Genomic DNA, 21153 nt, shown 5'->3' with positions numbered 1-21153 from the left:
TAAATTACTTTAAAAGAGGTCTGGAAGGATATTCTGTAAGAGAATTTTTAGAGAAAATGAGTTGTGCAACAGCTACCAATGTTAGCGGCAGGCTTTCTTTACGAAATTTTCGTTGTCTGTTCGGAAAAAGGCAAATGCATTCTTTCACAAAATAAACACAAAACCATGTTTATCAATATATTAAATATCAAAGTCGTATCAAAACAGCAAGATAAAAAATCAATATTTACGAAAAATTCCGCTTATCAAATCTCGTGTCTGACCAACGAAAATATCCTTTCGCCAACGTCCGACAAGCTCTTTTTCATGGCATTGTAAGCTCAAAATCGTATCTGTTTTTGCAAAAATCGTGTCCTAAAAAATGTTTTTTTCTATGGTCAAAATTCCATTTTCCTTTTTCAAAAGTATCAAAATCGCTTACAAAATCTCTTTCAAGAAGCACTTTCTAGCCCAATTTTCCATCGAAAAACGCCAACTTGGTTGCTTAAACTCCTTTCCAAAAGCCTCAGAAGTGCTACTAAAATTTCCGCCGAGAAGCATTTTCTAGCTCAATTTTCCACCGAAAAAACCAAAATTTGTCGCTTAACCTTTCCCAGAAAAGTACAAATGCCAAAAGCTTTTCCTGTAGGAAATTTCCGTCCGCAAGGCTTTTTTCTAAGCTTGCCGCTAACGGACACGGCTTGGCGATGTGGCGGTATTTGAAAATCGTCAGCCCGCAACCGCTGCTAAATTTATAACTAAAGGTTCATTGTTTATTCAATTGCTCGGCGTTATTCGTCGGCTGGAGCTGAAGCAGATTAACGAACAAAAAGCTGAGAATTATTCGTCGCCCCGCCATATTGCCAAACCGCCTGTTGGCAGCTGTTTTTGTCACGTTTGCTTATAAACTATTTTAAAGTCGTCGCCAAGTGCCAACGAAATTTGCTTATGTAAGTCTCTTGTTTGTTCGTAAAAACTTTCCCATTGTGCTTTGTCCCAAAGTGATTGTCCACTTGGGTCATTCCAATTTAAACTTTCAGTGTATAATTTGTCAAGTTCTAAAACCCGTTGTCTAATTAATGAAGGCAACTTTATTTTTGCCTCTTGAACTATGTTTCCATTCAAATCATAAATCTCACTGTCCAAAACACCAACGTCAAACTTTTGATATGAGGCGTCATTGTCGCACCATAAACACCCACCACAATTATAGTCAAAAAAGAAACGTAGTCGATAAGTAGGGTTATTCATAAATTGTTGCTCCCTTTAAAATGTCTGCAAATGTTTGCCAATCGGGTTTGTCTGCACTTATGCCAAGTTTGTTGTTGTCATAATTACCTTGTATATCTTCTGCGTAAGAACTAAATGCTTGTAAAAAGTCATCAAGGTTTTTGTTTTCCCAACTTTCAGGATTGTCAATGAAATCTTGTCTCAACAAGTTTATAAACTCGATGAAAGTCTGCCTGTCTGTTACTTTATAGTTTGAAAGATGGTCGTTCATAAAATAGCTGCCAACGTTTTTCGGCTTGGCGATGTGGCGGATTTCTAGCACAAAAGTTCAATAGAATTACTGCCGTTGAACTTAGCACAGAAGCACTTCAGCCGCCATATTGCTAAACTGATGTTAGCGGTTCGGGCATTTTGTGTCATCAATATATTATCGTCATAATTCACTATCGGCCAAAGTTAATGATACTTTTTTGTTGTTAAAGATGCATTTGATTTTCACATCAGCATTGTTTCCTTTCCGCAATTTTTCAAACTTCAATAATTCTAAAGTCTCAGGATTTTTTGATATGGGAACAAATCCCTCCACTTTTCCATTTAGTAAAGTTGCAAAAAGTCCGTCCGAATTTTTACCTGTTATGTTTGCTGTCAGAATTGTTTCATTGTCTTTGGCTGATTGCAATTCATAATATTCATCAAGAAACTTTGTGTCTGTCAAAACAGCACTTAGTTTGTCTATTTTTTGAGTTTGTGTAAGTCTAAATGTTACAAGTTGCTCAATTCTGTTGTAGTAAACTTCGTCAAGGTTCGTTTCCCAATTCGAAATGACTAATGGTATAAAAACATAAGTTGAAATATGTTTAACAAACAGTTTTTCGTTGTCAATGAGTTTTATGTACCCTAAAAGATTGTCAGATTGGTTTGCTTCGTTAATTAGCTGTTCTCGTCTTTCGTTCTTTATGAATTTTAAGTCGTATGCTTCAAGTTTGTCAGTAAATTTTAGTGAAGGTCTTAACTTAAATACTACTTCATCTCCCGAACAAAATTTGTGTATTTTGTCAATAATTCCATCTCTTTTTAGCTGTATTTGTTCTGTCTTATTAAAGAAGAAGAAATAAGAATTTTCGTCTTGTGTTTCAACAAAGCCGAAATATCTTTCACGGTCATAACGTGTTATGTGTCCGTTGAATGTTTTATTGCTTTCTGTCACGGGATTGTCTGTTGTGTCGTTCTTGCCTGACCGCTAACGTTTTGGCGCTTGGCGCAGTGGCGGATATCGGAGCTCTAAACTGTCAATTCACCACAAAAGCTGATGCGAGGTAGAATGTTCAATTAACCACGTCACCCGATATTGAGCCAAATGCCTGTTACCAGATGTCCTTATTCGAGTTTCTTTTATAGAATTTCTCAATATTTGTCTCTTTCTATAAAAACCTATATTGTCCATACTATTTTATTAAAGTCATTCATCATTTTCTTAGCAGTTTCTGGCTCAATGGAATTTATATAGTATATTTTTCCTAATAGCCATTCTTTGTATAAATGAGTATTTTCTAGTTCCATAAATCTTAAATGGGTTTCAACTCCGAAATTACAACAAGCATAAATATGTTTCTTTACTTCTTTTTTAAAGTCACGATGTATGTGTACATCATTTGAAACTGTTAAGCCTGTTACTAGTTGCTTTCTACCTTTTTTATAAATGCCTACTTTCTTCCAATTGATATTTAATCCTTCGTCGCGTATAATGGATCTAAGCAGTTTTATTTTAGGTAGATTTTCAAGGTCACCAGAAAAGGTAATATCATCAGCATATCTTGAATAATCAACTTTTAGTTTCTCTGCAAGTTTTGAAAGTCTAAAATCAAGTCTTCTCAAAATTATATTTGAAAGTGTAGGGCTTGTTGGTGCTCCTTGAGGAAGAACACAACTGTCTTTTGGAACAAGTTCCCTATAGGACTTCAATTCTTTCTCCTCAAATGTTTTTAGGTAGTCCTCTGGAAGCTCAACTGTTGTTAATTTAGCTAAATCAATACTCAAATTCTTGGCGTAACCTAATGATTTGAATATTCCATATACACGTCTTTCACAAATTGAGTCAAAGAATTTCAGCAAGTCCAAATTTAGTATCGCCTTCTTGTTCTTATGTGGCACTGCGTTGTTCAAAATTGATTTGCCTTTTGTGAAACCCGTTGCACTTTCGTGTAATGGAATTTTACTTAGTATTTCTTCGTTTATGTATTGTTGAATGACTCTTAAATTATTGTAAGGTGATACTATTTGACGAAATCCATTACCGTTTCTTTTTTTTATCTGATAGAATTTATAAAAACTACTTCTGTGATTTATAATTGTTTTTAACTCCAATATTGGCATATCTAAAATGCTACTTAGGTGTTCCGTTGTGAAAATAACAGGTAAGTTTTTGGCAACTAAGTTTTGAGCGTACGCCACGGTAATATCAATGAACTCTTGGGAATGTCCATGTGATTTGGCTGTAGCGATATATTCATCTTGGGAGAAGGGCATAACTGATTACTCTTTTTTGGACACTAAGAACGATTAGTGATTGGTGTGTAACAGCAGGGTTGCCCGTGCGTTGGATATGTTACACACCAGTTAATGTAAAGTAGCTTTAGAATTGCCTTGTTCAAAGAACAAGTTATCTCACTAGGAGAACAGCTAATCAGTTTATGCCTTTCCCAAGAATATTTTTGGAACATATGTTTTTCCGTTTTGTAATTTAATGTAATTTCTTTTCTCTTTTGTATTTGATATTTTTATTTTCTTTTTCAACTCTTCATAAATATCCGTGCCGTGACTTGAAAGGTTAAATGCTGCATCAAAAATATTTCTCTTTACACCTTCTTCATATACTTCGTTTAATTCATTAACGCTAATACCAAGTAGTTGACAAATGATTGAATCAATACTTCCCCTTCGTTTAAGTCTTATCACCGCAAGGATTTTATAATTTATGTCCTTGAAGTAAATTTTATTTTCTGGGTTTTCATTATTGAATATTTGAAGTTTATAAGCAAAGTTTAACCAATGGATAGTTTCATTTCTGAAATCCTTTGCTTGCGATATTTTTTCTCCTGCGTTTCGAGGAAACAATGGATGCCAATTGTTTTTTGAACTCCAAATTATTGGTAAAGTATTATTTGGAACAGAATGGGCAAAGACAATCAAGGATTGTGATTTATTATACCCTAATGGATGAGGAACAGTTTCTTTTAATTCTGTATCATACACTTTGAATAGTTCAAGTCCATATTCATAGCAAAACTGTCGGATGGGTAACATTTTTGGTCTGTATCCAAAAACAGAACTTCCTGATGCAAATGCTTTTTTATAACCCGTTCCGTAAATTTTCAAGTTGTCAATGTTTTCATTTAAAAGTTTAGTAGAATCTTGCATGTAAGCAAGGCAAAGAACAATTGTATTTATTGTAAAATTTCCTTTGAGCAATTGCTGTTTAATATTATGATTGAAGTAAGTCGTCACAGACTTCCCTGATCCAATTATGTCGTCTATCAATATTAGATAACGATTTGCACCAATTCCTTGCTGTTTTATTTTAGTGATGTGAGATAAAATTTTAAATCTGTCCTCGTTGCTCTTAAAAGTTGGGGTTTGCTTTATGTAATACATAAGTGAACTTCCACTTTTCCCAAACTCACCTAAACCATGCAAATAGAGTTTTTCATCTTTTGGTGTATCGGTTAAAATTCTTTTTAAACTTTCATCAAAGTCATAAATTATTTCTGAAATCGTAAAATATTTTAAGTTTTCCAAAACTGTCAATGCGAAATTCCATTCTCCTTCTTTGAAATTTTCCAACCAATTTAAAACTTGAATTGCTGTCACACTATTACGTAACCTCAAACAGATGGAGTTAATCCTTTCTGAATGTTCATTGCTAATAATTCGTCTTTTCATCTTTCCCACGGTTTGTCGGGACTTTAATTTGGTTCATGATGTTTTTCTTAGGGTTTCCGCTAACCGACAGGGCTTGTGGCAGGTGGGGGAATTTGAAACTCCTCCGCTGGAATATTGTCCAATATAAGTTTTTGATGTTCAATTACTTATGAGAGTTTAATAGGTTTCCATCAGCCGAAACAAATGTACAATAAAGTTACCAATGTTCAATAAATCACGTCAGCCCCCACTTATCACAAACCCATGTTGGGGGCTACCATTTTCTGAGAGTATAATACCCCTAATCCTAATCTATGTTTCCTATATAGGATGACTTTACCCACCCTTCACGACCTTCTGGTAGTCTAATTAATGAAATTCCATTAACTTCTTGAATTACTTTTAAATACGTTCCTTCTCTAAGTGTACGCACTGTTTTAGCGTTGTCAGTTGAGTCATTTCTTAACCGTACACCATCAGTTTTAATTTCTTTATATACTTGTCTAGCTCTACTCGAAAGCGATGTTTTCATTAATGCATCTTTAAAAACTTTCCTACCTCTTTCACGGTCAGCAGAATAAATTGTGATTTTGATTTCAATATCCTTAATCCGATTTGGATTCAAAAAATAAGCAGTAAGCTCTTTGGAATTATGCCCTGGTATTCTTATTTCATTTTCATGATATGTTAATTCTAAGGGTAGTTCTACTCCATTGCTGAGTTCCAAGATTATTTGCCCCATATCTGCTGGATTTATTACTCTATTCTTATAGAAAATAAAATAGTGGAATCTATCTCCCCACATTAGCTTCATTCTTGTAAAACCATTGTCGTAACTAACTATCGGTATCTTTTCTTCACCATTAATTTTAATTATTGTTCCATCAACATCTCTATCGTTTCTTACAACTAAAAGGAACATACCTTCTAATTGTGCAAGAGCTGCATCCACAACAGTTTCTCTTGTTTTATCTCCATCATCACTAATCGCTTTGCTAAGTTTATTTGAAGTGGAATCAATTGCACTTTCAATTTTTTTTACCCCTTTTTGCTGTTCTTCTATTATTTTATCTTGAACTTTCTCAATTGGGGTTAAAGGGCTACGCCACCAAACCATTGTTAAAACGAAAAGAGCAACTCCACCAGAGGCTTGAATTGCAATTTTTCCAACCTTATTTTCTAAGAATTTTGAATTTATTTTCAATCCAACTTCACCAGTCAAAAAATAACCAAATATTCCGACCAGTAATGATGATATTACAGCTATTAAGTTGTGCTTGTATTCTGACAATTTTTCTGGCCCAAACACTATTAGCCCCATAAAAAATAAAAGAAGTAGACTGCCATAAACTATGTTTATTATAGAATTTTTATTATTCTTAACCATCTGATAAGTTATTTAGGTTTACAAAAATAGTTTTGGGTGCTTAAATTGTCCTTTTAAAGTTTTCCTACGTGGTAGCCACCAACGCTTAAATATACGAAAGTTTTGTATTACATTTTTACACTTTGGCGATAATTCCTTATACTATTCTTTTCGCACTTTTTGTATTATTGAAAAGTCAGCTTTCTTGAAGTTAAATAACATTTTTCTGGACTCAAAACGCTATCCATCTTTTACATTTAATCGATCAAAAGGTCAAGTTTTCGAGTGCTTATTTGTGTATAACATAGGTAACTAGCTCAGTATTGAATGATCGTTTTGCACTTAGCATTAACCTACTTTTATTTAACCCCAATTCTCAGAATGCTATATCTTGTGGCTTCTTCATCGTTTTGAATATAGGTTTCTTTGATGGAAAGCGTGTTATTATCAATCCATTTGGCATCTTCTATTCCTTTGGTTTTGAGTGCTACTTCTGCACTTTTGACTAGCTTTTGGTCTTTGATTTCTAGTAATACAAAGCCATTAAAGTTGAATTCGGCAATTAAGTCGGAAGATACACTTATAAGCCACTTTTGGTCTGGTGATATAATGGGAGGGCTCACTAAATCTATTTTTTCTCCCGTATTTTTATTGACCAGAGTAAACATTCCTCCTTCATAAAAATTGACCTTAAAAACCCAATATGGTAGATTTTTAACAGAGCCTAAACACTCATAAACGACAAAACTATCAAACCCCTCATTATCATTTCCAGAGAGTACAAGCTTTTCCTTGCCTTCCATATCCAATGCATACCAGTTCAAACCCTCTTGGCGAAGTCCAGAACTATCTGGCATAATAAAAGATTTTGTAGGGTACTGATGGTATATTTTTTTAGTAGATGGCTCAAAAGTAAATATAAATTGCCCTGATTGGATTTGACGTTCGTTAGTATCGGGTGATGCTAAAACTTGAGCCAGCACTTTAGAAGAATGATTTACTGTTGAATCGGTATTTGTATCAACGGCATCATTCTTTCGAGGTCCGCAATTCCAAATAAAAAATAAAGGAAATGATATAACTAGCAGGTTGAGTAATAACGGTTTCGAACGCATGAGATAGATATAGAATTAGTTTTTGAGGTAGCTTTTAACGATGTTTCAAAGATAGAGATTTACCCATTATTTCAAAGTATATCCATGAAATTAGCCACAAGCTTTTATAGATTATTTATTCCATAAAAGCTTGTGGCTATATCACGAATCATGTAAACTAATACCTTATCCCTCAAGCCTCTTTCCTAAATCTGCTCTGCATCATACACAATTACCTTCTCCCAAAGGTGTGAATAGTCTTCTACAAATTTGAGGTGAATAGGGTGTTTTTGGTAGATTTCCTCTTCTTCCAAATTGTCAAAAAACAACATCCAAGAAACCGAATATCCTCTCTCGATAACACTACGGTTGGTACTTGCAGGTGTGCCAATGTGGTGGAAACGAATGGTTGGCACTTTCGATAATCCTGTTAGTCCTTCGATAAGCTTGTTTTTGTCGGCCTCACTTGAGGGGTTTTTCAACCAAAAATAAACATGGTGGATAAAGATTTTTTTCTTTGGCTTTGCTTCCGAAGGTAGCGCAACTGCTGTCAATGCCGACGCTGCTGCGGCTTTGGTCAAGAATGAACGTCTTTCTAATTTTTTCATGATTGTGTAAATGTTTTGAAGTGATGAGCAGGTAAAATGTATATTTCCATTATGCTCTTTATTGATAGATTAAACTTTCTTTATGATGTTTGATGTTGATTATAAGTGGTTTATCGTAATTTCTGTGCTATAACACTGAAACTTTAATACAAAACTACAAATGATTTTTTCTAGATAATGGTAAAAATCCATTATATCTTGGTAGATAATTAGTAAACATCTTGATGGTCGATGAAACGTTATATTTTACATACTTCTTTCAATATTTATCATTTTGAGGCGATCCAATGGGAGCATTCGGTACACAAGCATACTTATTTCGAAATTATTTTTATCCTGAAAGGGCAAGGAAGGCATAATCTCAATGGTAATTCATTTGACTATTCGGATGGAGATGTGTTTTTGGTAGGTCCCGAAGATTTCCATGATTTTGATATACATAGCTTGACGGAATTTTGCTTTATCAGGTTTAATGAATCTTTTTTGAAACAACAAGCGCATGATGGCAATACTTGGCAACAGATTGTAGAAACCTTGCTATATACCTCTTCGCAAAGTCGGGGTTCGATTGTCCATGACTTAGGGGAAAAACAAAAACTTCATCATTTATTACAGGTACTTGAAAGCGAATATCAAAACCCTGAATCTTCGTATTTTGAAATTATTCGAGATAACCTAATGCGAAGTATGATGATGATTTTAGCGAGAAATTTATTAGGACAAAATACCGCCTCAATTGCTCCAAACGATTCGGTAGAGGCTATTTTACGCTATATCAAACAGCATATCTACCAACCTGATTTTTTGACCATCGAGCATTTGGCTGAGGTTTTTCACTATTCACCTGCCTATATCAGTATTTTCTTCAAACGACATACAGGCGAGCCTCTGAAACAGTATATCACGAAGCTCAAAATGAGTTTGATAGAAGCACGGCTACAATTTAGTCAGCATACTTTGACCGAAATAGCGGATGAATTTGGGTTTACAGATGAAAGCCATTTCTGTAAACAATTCAGAAAATACACAGGAAATACGCCGACAGCTTTTCGGAAAAAACGAATTAATCAGGCTTAAAGGAATACTTTTTATCCAAAAACTACCCTATAGTCTTGGAGTATAAAAATAGGTTTTTACCTTAAATTTGAGATGAATAGACATTAACTTATCCCTTGTGCCTGTTCGCTCTTTACTGATTTACCCAATTTTCACTCTTAAAATCGTTTCTAAAACTTTGAAAAAAATCGTTTCTATTCCCTGTATTCTTGCCAGTTTAGCCAGTGCTAGCTTTGCCCAAACAGGCAGTGTGGCAGAACCCTTGCGTTATATCGGCGGTCAGACCGTTGACCCAAGTGTGCACGAAGGACGTTTGCGTTATGCCATTGGTACCGAAAACCGACAGACCATGCGTGCCAACCGCACCCATCCCGAATACGCCGATGGCTATGGCTGGACCTACAACCATGCCTCTAATCTTTGTTACTGGAATAATACTTTTTACCAGCAGTATTTGAGCAATCCTGTTGATGAGCACGTAGCGCCAGGACAAACCCTTATCGTGAAATCAAAAGATGGTCGTCATTGGGAAAAACCTGAAGTGGTTTTTCCGCCCTACAAAGCGCCCGAAGGCGTGAAGATTCCTGCGGGTTATCATGGTTATATGATGCACCAACGCATGGGGTTTTATGTGGCTCCTGATGGTCGTTTGTTAGTAATTGCCTTTTATGGACACACGGATGACCCTTTTGGAAAAGGGGGAATCGGTCGCGTGGTACGCGAAGCCTACAAGGATGGTTCTTACGGACCGATATACTTTATACGTTATGAAAGTGAAGCCAACTGGAATGAAAGCAATACCTCGTATCCTTTCTACAAAAAATCTACAAATGTAGGTTTTGTCACTGCTTGTGATGCTTTGCTAAAAGATAAATTGATAACGTTCCAATGGTATGATGAAGATCATGGTGTAGATGGTTTTTATAATGGCAACAAATCGGGACAAGCTTTATCGTATTATCATCGTAAAGATGGAAAGGTGGTGGCTCTTTGGAAAAAATCTTTAGTAGCGCTTTCGGATGACGAAGGAAAAACTTTTTCAGAACCTGTCAAAGTACCAACATTCTTAATGTCTGGAGGAAAACAATGGGGACAAAAAACAGACGATGGTCGTTATGCGATTAGTTATAACCCTATTGAACAAACGCAGTATCGTTTTCCGTTGGTCGTGGTGACGGGCGAGGATGGAGTTTTGTTTGATAATATGCTCTTGATTCAAGGCGAAGTACCCGTGCGTAGATTTACGGGTCGCTGGAAAGATTTTGGACCTTGTTATATGCGTGGCATCGAAGAAGGGAATGGTAATCCTCCTGGCAATGACATGTGGATGACCTATACCGTCAATAAAGAGGACGTATGGGTAAGTCGTACTCCTGTGCCGATTCAATATGCGGTAAAAGGTACAGTTTCGGATAATTTTGATGCTTTAGCTTTAGAAGGCGCTGTGCCCAACTGGAATATTTACGCTCCGAAATGGGCACCGATAGAGGTAGTAAAAGCGCCTAACAGAACAGGCAAAGCTTTACAGTTGTCCGATACCGATTTGTATGATTATGCTCGTGCCATTCGAGTTTTTCAAGAAGGAACCAAAGTGCAGACTAGTTTAGAGATATTCACAGATGTTACTAATACAGGAAGACTCGAAATAGACCTAACCGACCAGTACGGCAATCGTCCTGTACGTGTTCGTTTTGATGAAAATGGACAAATCATCGCTACCGATGGAAGCACCGAAAAAGTGGTATCCTCTTATCAAAAAGGTCAATGGTATAAAATCGAGATTTTGACAGAAGCCAATACCCATGGTAACTATACGTTATTGATTAATGGTAAGAAAGTATTAGAAAAGGCGCAATTGGCGGAGGCTGTGAAGTCAATAGAAAGATTATCGCTACGCACGGGTGCTTTTCGTAATTTCCCAACACGTCAAACGCCAAACGAAACAAATGACCCACCACTCAAAGGTGCCGACGAACCTTGTGCTCCAACCACGTTTTATGTAGATAACGTAGTAGTAAAAACCAATTAAGAAATCATGTTGATTGTAGAGACGCAATATCTTGCGTCTCTATTGTTTTATATATAATTTGCAATTCGCGAATTGCAAATTTATAAAATTCTTATAACTTTACGTTTCTAAAAATAAGGATATTATGAGAAAGAAACATAATGGAATGCGTCCGCAGGATGTATTGATTTTACTTGAAATTCTTGCTCATTTTAAAAAACAAGAAGCAAGAAATCATGACATACTTAGTAATTGGTCATTGACGAATAAAGTTATTGCACAAGACCTTCAAATGAGTGAATCTGAAGTTTCGGAATCTCTTCAGCGCTCTGAGTATGCTGGTTTACTTGAAGATTATAAGTCCAAGCATATTAATAAAAGGGCTTTTCTGGATTTCCTTCTATATGGACTGAAATACGTGTTCCCTGCACATCCCGAAGGACTTGCTAGGGGAATTCCTACGGCGCATTCTGTAGCACCACTAAGCGAAAACATTGTGTCGAATGAGGTATATGTATGGGCATCCGCTAACGGAACAGTACGAGGCCAAACAATCACGCCTTTGTATCCAACAGTTCCTGAAATTGTAAAAAATGATGAAAATTTGTATACGCTTTTGGCACTCGTTGATGCCATAAGAACAGGTTCTGCAAGAATTAATAAACTAGCTTCTACACAATTAGAGCAATATATTTTAGGATGAAACATAGTTATCAAAACATTGTAAGAATAAAAGTGCTTGCACAAGCCTTATCTTCAATTGAACACAAAATCGTATTTGTAGGCGGTGCTGTAGTTGAACTATATTGTGATGACTCAGCAAGGGCCGAAGTTCGACCTACAGATGATATTGATATTGTCATAGAACTTCAGAATTTGGGTTCCTACACCAAATTAGAAGAAACACTTAGAGGTATAGGTTTTCAAAATGATATTTTTTCAGGTGTAATTTGTCGCTATAAATACCATGATATAGTAGTTGATATAATGCCTGATGATGAAAAAATATTAGGGTTTACTAATATTTGGTATAAAAAGGGACTGGAATGGAGTATTTTATTTGAAATAGATGAAGAATTATCAATCAGCATATTTCCTGTAGAATATTTTTTAGCCTCAAAATTTGAAGCATTAAAATCAAACCGTCATGGAGAAGATTATAGATGGAATAGCGATTTTGAAGATATTATATACATTTTTGACAACCGTATTAATCTGGAGCATGAAATTTTAAATACAACAGAAGATGTGTTAAACTATATCAAGTCTTCATTGCGAGAACTAATGGAGAGAAAAACCATTGAAGAAGAAATTTCTGCAAGTCTTGATTTTTCAGGACACTATGCCAGAAAGCAAAGGATATTAGCAATTTGGCATTCCATTCTAAATAAATAATTTGCAATTCGCGAATTGCAAATTATTGTTGTACTACCTAAAACATACAGAACCTGAGAGTTTTCTAAAATGATTTTGTTAAATTTTGAAAACCAATTTTCTCAAACTTAACATTATGGAAATCTTAGAAACCTTGTATCGTGAAATTGTAGGCTTTTTTAGCTTTAGTGGTCTGATTGAAATTATTCAGACGGACAACTATAAAGCCTTATTAACCCAAGACGGCATTGGAAAAGCATTGGCTCCGCTTATTCCTGTATTGCTGGTCATCGAGCTAATCCGAGCGTTTTTCTTTCAACGCTTGAGCTTTACCCAATATAAAATTGCTTTTTTTACCTACATCTTCAATCGTGTTATATCTCGATTTATTTCGATTGGGATGGTGGGGATTTGTATCGGTTTGTTTGAGCCTTATGCCATTTTCAAATCGGAGTTTACTTGGTATTGGTTTATTTATGGCTACGTGGTTTGGGAATTTGCTCATTTTGTGTACCACTATTTAGGTCATAAGGTGCGTCTATTTTGGTGTTTGCACTCAACACATCATGCTTCCGAGTCTATGAATCTATCCATTACTTATGCGCACTTTTTCTTAGAAGGACCTTATGCTGATATTATTCGTACTACGATTTGTATATTGATGGGAGTAAATCCTCCTTTGTTGTTCCTAATTATGTTTATCGATGGCACTTGGGGTGCTTTTATTCATATTGGCGAAAACTTGGTGAAAGATGCTCGTTTGGGTTTCTTGAATAAAATCATTCTGACTCCCTCGCATCACCGAGTACATCATGCTCGTAATCCTTTGTATATGGATACCAACTTTTGTAATCTGCTCAATATTTGGGATAAGGTATTTGGAACGTTACAAGATGAAAAACATGAGGAGAAAATCGAATATGGTATTACCAGACCGATGAAATCTGGCGATTTTTGGGATGCTTATTTTGGTGAAATTATCCTATTAGCCAAAGACGTATATCATGCACCGACACTAAAAGACAAAGTTTTATATATCTTTATGCCTCCAGGCTGGCACCATTCGGGCGAGCATAAAACGGCATCTGTTGTGAAAAAAGAATATTTCGCCACACAAAAACCGTAGAGACGTTGCACGCAGCGTCTTCACATATTTGTTTTGACATTTACATGATAGTAAATCTTTTGCTGGAGACGTTGCCTGCAACGTCTCTACAATGAAAACCTTTTGAGATTATCGTGATAGGAGATACCTGTCTCCAATTTGGTACGCTTGCCATCGTTGAGCGCTACGAGGTATTTTCCACTAAAATGCTTTTCTAATTCTCTAATTTGGTTACCATTCACGATACTCGAACGACTAATTCTGATAAAATGCGAAGGGAGTTTTTCGGTTAGGTTGCTGATGGTATAATTGGTGATATACTGTTTATTATCGAGGGTATGTAAAAAAACATATTTGTCATCGGCCTGAAAAAAGGCAATGTCTTGTAAGGCAATGATTAAGATTTTATCACCTTGCTTTACAGAAATAGAATGAATGTCTTTTTTAGGTTTAAGAAGTTCTGTAAGGCTTTGAAGGCTGTCAATCGACAGTTGGACGGATTGATTTTCTGTAAATTTCTGAAGCTTTTGAACGGCTTTATCCAAGCGAGATTTTTCGATAGGTTTTAATAAATAATCAATAGAATTTTCTTCAAATGCCTTAATGGCAAATTGATCATAAGCCGTCACAAAAATCACAATCGGCATGAAAGTAAGTCTTTCGAGCATTTCAAAACCAGTCAAAATAGGCATTTCAATATCTAAAAATATCAAATCAGGTCTGAGGTCTTCTATCATTTCCAGCCCTTCTTGTCCGTTGAGTGCTTCGCCAATGATTTCAAAGGTATCGTCATATTCTTTCAATAACCTTTTGATACGATTGATTGAAATAGGTTCATCGTCGATTAATATAGTTTTGTATGGCATAAGTATTAATGCTGAGTTGTGAATGTAAAATAAAATTCAACTATTGGCTCTCGGCAAAATATTTCTCATGAATTTATTGAAGCTTTTTTGCCTAATGCTTAGAGCCTAAAGCAAGATATTGCTTCTCATTATCGATTCATGATAAGAATTTCGATGATTTTGGGGTTGTTTTTTAGTTCCAAAGAAGCCTTGTTGCCATAAAGCAATTTAAGTTTTTCCTTGACACTTCTCAAGCCAAAACCACCGCCTAAGGTTTCTGCAAAATCGGGCCCATTATCTTGAATCTGAATGGTTAGCAAGTCATTGTCTTGTTTAATGTTGACTTCGATAATACCTTTCTCGGCTATTTTTGAAATACCATGTTTAATGGCATTTTCGACCAAGGGTTGTAGTAAAAATCGAGGAATTTGTTGAGAATACAAACTTTCATCACAAGCGATAGTGTAGGAGAGACGGTGACCAAAACGTACTTCTTCGATACTCAAATAAGCTCTTATGATTTCAAGTTCATCAAAAAGCGTATGAAAACTTTCTTCGGTTCGACCCGTCGTATATCTAAAAAGCTTGGATAATTGTATGGTCATTTCTTCAGCTTGATTCGGTTGTTCATGAATCAACCCTGCAATACTGTTTAAGGCATTGTACAAAAAATGAGGATTGATTTTGGCTTCCAAGGCATCTAGTTGCGCTTTTGATTTAAGCTTTTCTAAGTTGAGTAATTGATATTCTTTTTCAGAAATTTTACGGTTGATATTACGATGTTGAAACCAATAATATAAAAATGCCCAACTAATAAAAGCAGGTAATGCCAAATAAAAATACATAGCCATAGGTACACTAAATGCCCAAACATTAGTTTGTAAAATACTCCATTGAATAATTTCGGAAGAAGCAAACGCACAGCCCATCAGTGGTAAAAACTTGACTTCATCGAGCGGGATTTTTGGCTCGATGAATGTCAAAAAAATGTAACAAGCCAACGTCGCCGAAAGTCCAGCCGCGGTGGTTAAAAGCACCATATCTGGCTGAATAGCTGAAAAATCAATTTGCCATTTACCTAAAATTTCTAAGGTAAAATAAGCAATACTTGTAATGCCGTAACCGACAAGCAAACAAAAAATAACACTAAATCCAAGGTCATAAGGTGGTTTTAGACCAAAGGGTTTAGGTCTGTCTACCATGTCAAATTGGTTAACAGGTGTTGAAAAAGTAGCTTTTGGGCTATCTAAAGGCTTTTTTTCGAGGTTGATGTTAGTTTTATGGGCATCTTTAACAGTAGTGTCATTTGGTCGAATTGGCTCGTATGGTTGATTGTTTTCACGAATCTTGATTTTACCTCCCAAGGTTTTGACGCTTACCGTTGGTCCGCCTCCGAGGATAGTACCATGAATGGTGTCATTGGTCATCAAACCCTTAAAATCGGAAAGAGGTGGTAACTGAATACGACTTCCCGAAACATCCAAATTCATGGGTTGGTTGAGAGGCATGGTGATTTTAATATTTCCCCCCGAAGTATCAAACCAAGCGTATTGATGTAACGATTGAATATCAGCGAAAATATTACCTCCTTTGGTACTTACGCCAATATTTCCATGAATATCATTCAGACGAATATTACCACCCAAGGTATGACATTCGAAAGAACCCTCTACGCCAAAAGCTTCTATTTTACCACCCCAGCTCGAACCATTAATAGAACCCTTATGATTTTGGACGAGCATATTGCCTCCTTTCGTATCCAAACGAATATCAGCTTGGTTATTTGCCACAAAAATATTGCCGCCCATCGTAGACACATCGATGCTTCCTTGGCAAGAAATAAGCTCGATTTTGCCACCCATCGTTTTTCCTTTGAGGTTACCCACGGTGTTTTGTGCCAAAATTTTTCCACCCCATGTTTCAAAAAAGTGATTACCTCCAATACCTTTCAGCGAGACATCGCCCCCGAATGTTTTGGTTTGGGAACTCAAACGAGTGGGAATATAGATTCGAAAAGAAGTACTTTGAAAATTAAACCAGTTGAACACATTAAAGTATCGTGGTTTAGCATAAATACTGAAAGTATCGCCCGATTGTTCAAAACGCAAATCGTGTGTATCAAAGTCAAATTCCAAGAGAGGATCACTGTAGATAAAAAAGGTAAAAATACTTCTGACACTCGCATAGATTTCTACTTTAATGGTATTCTCATCATGCGCAATCAATTCGAGGTCACCAGTAAAGTTTTGCAAGTCTAGAAGATTGATAGAATCAGCTTCAAAAGTTTTTTCAAAAGTCGGTTTATTGTTCATGGCTATTGGGATAAACAAGCTTTGCGGAGGCAAAGAATGCTAAGTTAAATTTAGTGAATTGTTGAACAAGATTTTGTTTGATTTCTGATTCAAAACAAATCAAAACACTAAATTTTTAGAAAACCTTTCCGACAGATTGGGGATTTGGCAGGATAAACTTGAGAAAAATGGGAGGGAATATTTTCTAAAAAACAAAAACCCGACAGTCAAGCGACCGTCGGGTTTTATTCACCAACTTAATAATCTAGTCAATCATTATTTTAAATCAAAACGATCTAGGTTGGTTACTTTTGTCCAAGCTGCAACGAAATCTTTTACGAATTTCGCATGTGAGTCTTGGAAACCATATACTTCGGCAATAGCACGAAGTTCTGAGTTTGAACCAAAGATTAAGTCAACTCTTGAAGCTGTCCATTTCACTTCACCCGTGATACGGTTGCGACCTTCAAATACTTCTTGGTCGTCTGTCGTAGCATTCCAAGTAGTTGAGAAATCTAATAAGTTTACAAAGAAATCGTTTGTCAACGCTTCAGGACGGTGAGTAAATACCCCATGAGATGATTTATCCCAGTTGGTATTCAATACACGCAAACCTCCTACTAAAACAGTCATTTCTGGAGCTGTCAAAGTCAATAATTGTGCTTTGTCGACCAACATTTCTTCTGAAGAAGTTGTATATTTTTTCTTTTTGTAGTTACGGAAACCGTCAGCTAATGGCTCAAGTACGGCAAATGATTCTACATCTGTTTGCTCAGCAGTAGCATCTGTACGACCTGCTGTAAATGGTACTGATACCTCAACACCAGCATTTTTAGCAGCGATTTCAACACCCACATTACCTGCCAACACGATTACGTCTGCCAATGATACTTTTTTACCACCTGATTGTGTAGCATTGAATTCCTCTTGGATAGAAGTCAATGTTGACAATACTTTTGCTAATTGCTCAGGATTGTTTGCTTCCCAGTCTTTTTGTGGAGCCAAACGTACACGAGCGCCATTTGCACCGCCACGTTTGTCAGAACCACGGAAAGTAGATGCCGAAGCCCAAGCTGTTGATACCAATTCAGAAACTGATAAACCTGAAGCAGCAATGCTTGCTTTCAAAGCAGCGATATCGTTTTCGTCAACTAACTCATGGTCAACCGCAGGGATTGGATCTTGCCATACTAAGTCTTCTGCAGGAACTTCTGAACCTAAGTACAATGATTTTGGTCCCATGTCACGGTGAGTCAATTTGAACCATGCACGAGCAAAAGCATCAGCAAATTCATCTGGGTTTTCGAAGAAACGTCTTGAAACTTTTTCATAAGCTGGGTCAAATCTCAAGGCCAAGTCAGTTGTAAACATGATTGGCGTGTGGCGTTTCGATGGATTGTGCGCATCTGGAACAGTTTCTGCACCCATACCGTGTTTAGGAATCCACTGATGTGCGCCAGCAGGGCTTTTTGTCAATTCCCACTCATAACCGAACAAGTTCCAGAAATAGTTATTGCTCCATTTAGTTGGGGTAGTTGTCCATGCACCCTCCAAACCACTTGTAATCGTATTTTCACCATTACCTGAGCCGAAAGAGTTTCTCCAACCTAAGCCTTGTTCTTCGATAGAAGCTGCTGCTGGTTCAGCACTCACATATTTGCCTGGGTCAGCCGCACCGTGTGCTTTACCGAAGGTATGACCACCTGCAATCAAGGCAACAGTTTCTTCGTCATTCATCGCCATACGGCCAAATGTATCACGAATATCGTGAGCAGCAGCCAATGGATCTGGGTTGCCATCTGGACCTTCAGGGTTTACATAAATCAAACCCATTTGTACCGCAGCTAGAGGATTTTCCAAGTCACGTTCGCCTGAATAACGGCTTTTTGAACCACCGCTCAACTCTAGCCATTTGTCTTCAGCACCCCAATAAATATCTTCTTCTGGTTCCCAGATGTCTTCACGACCACCACCAAAACCAAAAGTTTTAAAGCCCATTGATTCAAGAGCGCAGTTACCTGCCAAAATCATCAAGTCAGCCCATGAAAGTTTACGTCCATATTTTTGTTTGATTGGCCATAGCAACAAACGAGCCTTATCCAAGTTTACGTTGTCTGGCCAGCTATTCAAAGGAGCAAAACGCTGAGAGCCCGAACCTGCACCGCCACGACCGTCGGCAGTACGATAAGTACCTGCACTGTGCCAAGCCATACGGATAAAGAATGGACCATAATGACCATAGTCAGCAGGCCACCAATCTTGTGAAGTTGTCATCAACTCAACAATTTCCTTTTTAACTTCGCTCAAATCCAATGATTTAAACTCTTCGGCGTAGTTGAAATCCTCACCCATAGGATTAGACAAAGTAGAGTGTTGGCGAAGGATATTCAAACGTAATTGATTTGGCCACCAGTCTTGGTTTCTTGTACCACCGCCTGCGGCATGTCTTGCTGGCGCAGGAGCAGAAGCACCGTGATGGAATGGGCATTTACCTCCCTCTTGAGAACCGTGATTTGATGAGTGATGTTCCATTTTATAAATTGTTTAGTTTTTTACGGTAAAATATTGTTAAAAGTAAAATTCTGCATTAACATTTGGTAATATGTCATTTGTAAGGTTTTTCACTTTAAATGCTAAATTTTACTACTATAATATTAGTAATAAAAAAAGGATTTTTCCTTGATTCGATGTTAAAATTACGATAAGAATAATTATAAGTCAAATCGATTGTTATTATTGAGATATAGATTTTTATTATAATATTGTTTAAAGTGAATAGAGAGGGATTTACTGAAGAAAATGAGTAAAATAGGTGTAAAAAAAGTTAGTATTTATTTTTTGAATATGTTTTAGTGTTGACCCAAACAGCTAAAATATCCTTTTATGGGATTTATCTTTTTCTAATAAAATGAGATTGAACCAAACTCCCTAAACAGATGCGAGAAGAGGTCAGTTCGAAGGTCAAGGTTTCATGAAGATCACCAAAAAGAGAGTATCCTCCTCCGAGTAATAAGGGAAAAGTCGTAATAATCATTTCATCGATAAGGTCTTCTTTCAAAAAATGTTGAATAGTTTTTCCTCCATCAATATAAAGTCGAGAGTAGCCCTTCTCATTAATTTGAGCTAATATCTCGGTGAGTGTTCCTTTGACAAGAAATGCTTTCCCTAAATAAGCTTCTGGAATTTCGGAAAGGGTATTACTCAATACAAATACAGGTTTGGTGTAGGGCCAATCGCAGTCAAAGCCACAGACTGTTTCGAAGGTAACACGCCCCATTACTAGCGCATCCATGCGATTAGCGAAATCAAAATAACCCATATCGTCGCCCTCAGGATTAGGAACTGAATCGAGCCAAGCGATACCTCCATGTTTATCGGCGATATAACCATCGAGACTTTGAGCAATGTAAACTGAATTTTGTGTTTTCATAAATACGCTTTAGATTGTAAGCTGTAGGCATTAAGCAATATACAGTAGGCTAAAAGTTTCAAAATATTTTGCGGAATGCCCATAGCTGGCTGCTGAAAGCCTATCATTAAATCTTTATTGTCTACTTATAACTGAATAAACTCACTAGGAACGCTGTCTATTAGCCAAACATAATTTTCTGAAAGATAGAAAACATAGCCTTGGTCATACATTTTTTTGCTTTCAATTTTTAAAATTATGGGCTTTCCATGACGCATACCTACTTTTTGAGCAGTTTCGGTATCAGCACTTAGATGCACATGCTGTCTGTTCATTTTTGAAAGACCCTTTTCAAAAATCGAAGTAAGATTTTTTTCAACGGTACCATGATATAAAATATCAGGAGGAATTTGTGTCTGTAAAGCCAAATCTACCTCTATAGAATGTCCTTGATTAGCTCTGATTTTTGAGAAATCATCATTGAAGGAAAACCTTTTTTTATTATTAGTATCCACCACTTCCTTTAGTTGTTCGAACGAAATGGAGGTTTGGTGTTTCGCCAGATTTTGTAATAGAGTAGATACCTCTACCCAGCCATTTTCATCCAATTGAATACCTATCAAATCAGGCTGATGGCGAAGGATTTTGCTGAGTAATTTGCTGATATGTGTTAAGTTAGGCATGGTAAATAGGGTTTGAAGGAGAGATACAAAGTAAGTAAAAAATAAGTGAAATTAGTAGAGCCGTTGCACGCAACGGCTCCCAATAGGTTTGTAGTAAGAAAAAATATTTTAAGGGATTTTTCTCTTCGATAATTGCTTGCTAATGAGTGCAGTGTGAAGATTGATCTTTTGCGTAGCTGCAATTCTT

Annotated in this window: 19 protein-coding genes; 6 read left to right on the top strand and 13 right to left on the bottom strand. The window is 36.5% G+C overall.

Features of this window, described 5'->3' with window-relative positions:
* The first annotated feature begins 165 nt into the window (after window positions 1–165).
* The gene (locus GVN22_RS01565; RefSeq protein ID WP_166549303.1) at window positions 166–318 is read left to right on the top strand and encodes a hypothetical protein; all 153 of its coding nucleotides are present in this window, start codon (window positions 166–168) and stop codon (window positions 316–318) included.
* 552 nt (window positions 319–870) lie between these two features.
* Here the strand turns inward: GVN22_RS01565 and GVN22_RS01560 are convergent.
* The 8 genes from GVN22_RS01560 to GVN22_RS01525 form a co-directional block, all read right to left on the bottom strand.
* A complete protein-coding gene (locus GVN22_RS01560; RefSeq protein ID WP_166549302.1) occupies window positions 871–1230 on the bottom strand; it encodes a hypothetical protein in 360 nt (119 codons plus the stop codon).
* The gene (locus GVN22_RS01555; protein WP_166549301.1) at window positions 1223–1480 is read right to left on the bottom strand and encodes a hypothetical protein; all 258 of its coding nucleotides are present in this window, start codon (window positions 1478–1480) and stop codon (window positions 1223–1225) included. Before GVN22_RS01555 ends, GVN22_RS01560 begins: the two co-directional genes overlap by 8 nt.
* Before the next feature lie 162 nt (window positions 1481–1642).
* The gene (locus GVN22_RS01550) at window positions 1643–2416 is read right to left on the bottom strand and encodes a hypothetical protein (RefSeq protein ID WP_166549300.1); all 774 of its coding nucleotides are present in this window, start codon (window positions 2414–2416) and stop codon (window positions 1643–1645) included.
* A 224-nt stretch (window positions 2417–2640) separates the two neighbouring features.
* Window positions 2641–3735: a reverse transcriptase domain-containing protein gene (locus GVN22_RS01545; protein WP_166549299.1), complete on the bottom strand. Its 1095-nt coding sequence runs from the start codon at window positions 3733–3735 to the stop codon at window positions 2641–2643.
* Between the two features lie 162 nt (window positions 3736–3897).
* Window positions 3898–5148, bottom strand: coding sequence for a hypothetical protein (locus tag GVN22_RS01540; protein ID WP_166549298.1), 1251 nt, complete (start codon window positions 5146–5148; stop codon window positions 3898–3900).
* 286 nt (window positions 5149–5434) lie between these two features.
* Window positions 5435–6514, bottom strand: coding sequence for an SH3 domain-containing protein (locus GVN22_RS01535; RefSeq protein ID WP_166549297.1), 1080 nt, complete (start codon window positions 6512–6514; stop codon window positions 5435–5437).
* Between the two features lie 338 nt (window positions 6515–6852).
* The gene (locus GVN22_RS01530; RefSeq protein ID WP_166549296.1) at window positions 6853–7608 is read right to left on the bottom strand and encodes a hypothetical protein; all 756 of its coding nucleotides are present in this window, start codon (window positions 7606–7608) and stop codon (window positions 6853–6855) included.
* A 185-nt stretch (window positions 7609–7793) separates the two neighbouring features.
* Window positions 7794–8195, bottom strand: coding sequence for a Dabb family protein (locus GVN22_RS01525; RefSeq protein WP_166549295.1), 402 nt, complete (start codon window positions 8193–8195; stop codon window positions 7794–7796).
* A gap of 231 nt (window positions 8196–8426) precedes the next feature.
* On the opposite strand from GVN22_RS01525, the gene GVN22_RS01520 reads away from it, so the two are divergent.
* The 5 genes from GVN22_RS01520 (at window position 8427) to GVN22_RS01500 (ending at window position 13759) form a co-directional block, all read left to right on the top strand.
* A complete protein-coding gene (locus GVN22_RS01520; protein WP_166549294.1) occupies window positions 8427–9272 on the top strand; it encodes an AraC family transcriptional regulator in 846 nt (281 codons plus the stop codon).
* A gap of 157 nt (window positions 9273–9429) precedes the next feature.
* Window positions 9430–11280 (top strand): hypothetical protein, encoded by a 1851-nt coding sequence (locus GVN22_RS01515; protein ID WP_166549293.1) that lies wholly within the window; start codon window positions 9430–9432, stop codon window positions 11278–11280.
* 124 nt (window positions 11281–11404) lie between these two features.
* Window positions 11405–11962 carry a hypothetical protein gene (locus GVN22_RS01510; protein ID WP_205690747.1) on the top strand — a complete coding sequence of 186 codons (558 nt, stop codon included), beginning with the start codon at window positions 11405–11407 and terminating at the stop codon, window positions 11960–11962.
* Window positions 11959–12654: a nucleotidyl transferase AbiEii/AbiGii toxin family protein gene (locus tag GVN22_RS01505; protein WP_166549292.1), complete on the top strand. Its 696-nt coding sequence runs from the start codon at window positions 11959–11961 to the stop codon at window positions 12652–12654. Before GVN22_RS01510 ends, GVN22_RS01505 begins: the two co-directional genes overlap by 4 nt.
* A 115-nt stretch (window positions 12655–12769) precedes the next feature.
* Entirely contained in the window at window positions 12770–13759 is a 990-nt protein-coding gene (locus GVN22_RS01500; RefSeq protein WP_166549291.1) for a sterol desaturase family protein, read from the top strand.
* Window positions 13760–13845: 86 nt separating this feature from the next.
* Here the strand turns inward: GVN22_RS01500 and GVN22_RS01495 are convergent, their stop codons facing one another.
* The 5 genes from GVN22_RS01495 to GVN22_RS01475 form a co-directional block, all read right to left on the bottom strand.
* Window positions 13846–14604: a LytTR family DNA-binding domain-containing protein gene (locus GVN22_RS01495; RefSeq protein ID WP_205690746.1), complete on the bottom strand. Its 759-nt coding sequence runs from the start codon at window positions 14602–14604 to the stop codon at window positions 13846–13848.
* A 128-nt stretch (window positions 14605–14732) separates the two neighbouring features.
* Window positions 14733–16895 (bottom strand): histidine kinase, encoded by a 2163-nt coding sequence (locus GVN22_RS27705; protein ID WP_205690745.1) that lies wholly within the window; start codon window positions 16893–16895, stop codon window positions 14733–14735.
* A gap of 255 nt (window positions 16896–17150) precedes the next feature.
* Window positions 17151–19406, bottom strand: coding sequence for a catalase/peroxidase HPI (katG, locus tag GVN22_RS01485; protein WP_166549290.1), 2256 nt, complete (start codon window positions 19404–19406; stop codon window positions 17151–17153).
* 358 nt (window positions 19407–19764) lie between these two features.
* Window positions 19765–20304, bottom strand: coding sequence for a dihydrofolate reductase family protein (locus GVN22_RS01480; protein WP_166549289.1), 540 nt, complete (start codon window positions 20302–20304; stop codon window positions 19765–19767).
* A gap of 125 nt (window positions 20305–20429) precedes the next feature.
* Window positions 20430–20966: an RNA 2'-phosphotransferase gene (locus GVN22_RS01475; protein ID WP_166549288.1), complete on the bottom strand. Its 537-nt coding sequence runs from the start codon at window positions 20964–20966 to the stop codon at window positions 20430–20432.
* Window positions 20967–21153 lie beyond the last annotated feature (187 nt).

Source organism: Cellulophaga sp. BC115SP (assembly GCF_009905545.1).
Taxonomy (GTDB): domain Bacteria; phylum Bacteroidota; class Bacteroidia; order Cytophagales; family Spirosomataceae; genus Flectobacillus; species Flectobacillus rivi.
This window is presented reverse-complemented; position numbering and strand designations above follow the sequence as displayed.

What these genes read in the sequence shown, in the direction of transcription:
- GVN22_RS01565 (WP_166549303.1), top strand. Translation starts at nt 166, where the DNA reads ATGTTTATCAATATATTAAATATCAAAGTCGTATCAAAACAGCAAGAT.
- GVN22_RS01560 (WP_166549302.1), bottom strand. Translation starts at nt 1,230, where the DNA reads ATGAATAACCCTACTTATCGACTACGTTTCTTTTTTGACTATAATTGT.
- GVN22_RS01555 (WP_166549301.1), bottom strand. Translation starts at nt 1,480, where the DNA reads ATGAACGACCATCTTTCAAACTATAAAGTAACAGACAGGCAGACTTTC.
- GVN22_RS01545 (WP_166549299.1), bottom strand. Translation starts at nt 3,735, where the DNA reads ATGCCCTTCTCCCAAGATGAATATATCGCTACAGCCAAATCACATGGA.
- GVN22_RS01540 (WP_166549298.1), bottom strand. Translation starts at nt 5,148, where the DNA reads ATGAAAAGACGAATTATTAGCAATGAACATTCAGAAAGGATTAACTCC.
- GVN22_RS01535 (WP_166549297.1), bottom strand. Translation starts at nt 6,514, where the DNA reads ATGGTTAAGAATAATAAAAATTCTATAATAAACATAGTTTATGGCAGT.
- GVN22_RS01530 (WP_166549296.1), bottom strand. Translation starts at nt 7,608, where the DNA reads ATGCGTTCGAAACCGTTATTACTCAACCTGCTAGTTATATCATTTCCT.
- GVN22_RS01525 (WP_166549295.1), bottom strand. Translation starts at nt 8,195, where the DNA reads ATGAAAAAATTAGAAAGACGTTCATTCTTGACCAAAGCCGCAGCAGCG.
- GVN22_RS01520 (WP_166549294.1), top strand. Translation starts at nt 8,427, where the DNA reads ATGAAACGTTATATTTTACATACTTCTTTCAATATTTATCATTTTGAG.
- GVN22_RS01510 (WP_205690747.1), top strand. Translation starts at nt 11,405, where the DNA reads ATGAGAAAGAAACATAATGGAATGCGTCCGCAGGATGTATTGATTTTA.
- GVN22_RS01505 (WP_166549292.1), top strand. Translation starts at nt 11,959, where the DNA reads ATGAAACATAGTTATCAAAACATTGTAAGAATAAAAGTGCTTGCACAA.
- GVN22_RS01500 (WP_166549291.1), top strand. Translation starts at nt 12,770, where the DNA reads ATGGAAATCTTAGAAACCTTGTATCGTGAAATTGTAGGCTTTTTTAGC.
- GVN22_RS01495 (WP_205690746.1), bottom strand. Translation starts at nt 14,604, where the DNA reads ATGCCATACAAAACTATATTAATCGACGATGAACCTATTTCAATCAAT.
- GVN22_RS27705 (WP_205690745.1), bottom strand. Translation starts at nt 16,895, where the DNA reads ATGAACAATAAACCGACTTTTGAAAAAACTTTTGAAGCTGATTCTATC.
- katG (WP_166549290.1), bottom strand. Translation starts at nt 19,406, where the DNA reads ATGGAACATCACTCATCAAATCACGGTTCTCAAGAGGGAGGTAAATGC.
- GVN22_RS01480 (WP_166549289.1), bottom strand. Translation starts at nt 20,304, where the DNA reads ATGAAAACACAAAATTCAGTTTACATTGCTCAAAGTCTCGATGGTTAT.
- GVN22_RS01475 (WP_166549288.1), bottom strand. Translation starts at nt 20,966, where the DNA reads ATGCCTAACTTAACACATATCAGCAAATTACTCAGCAAAATCCTTCGC.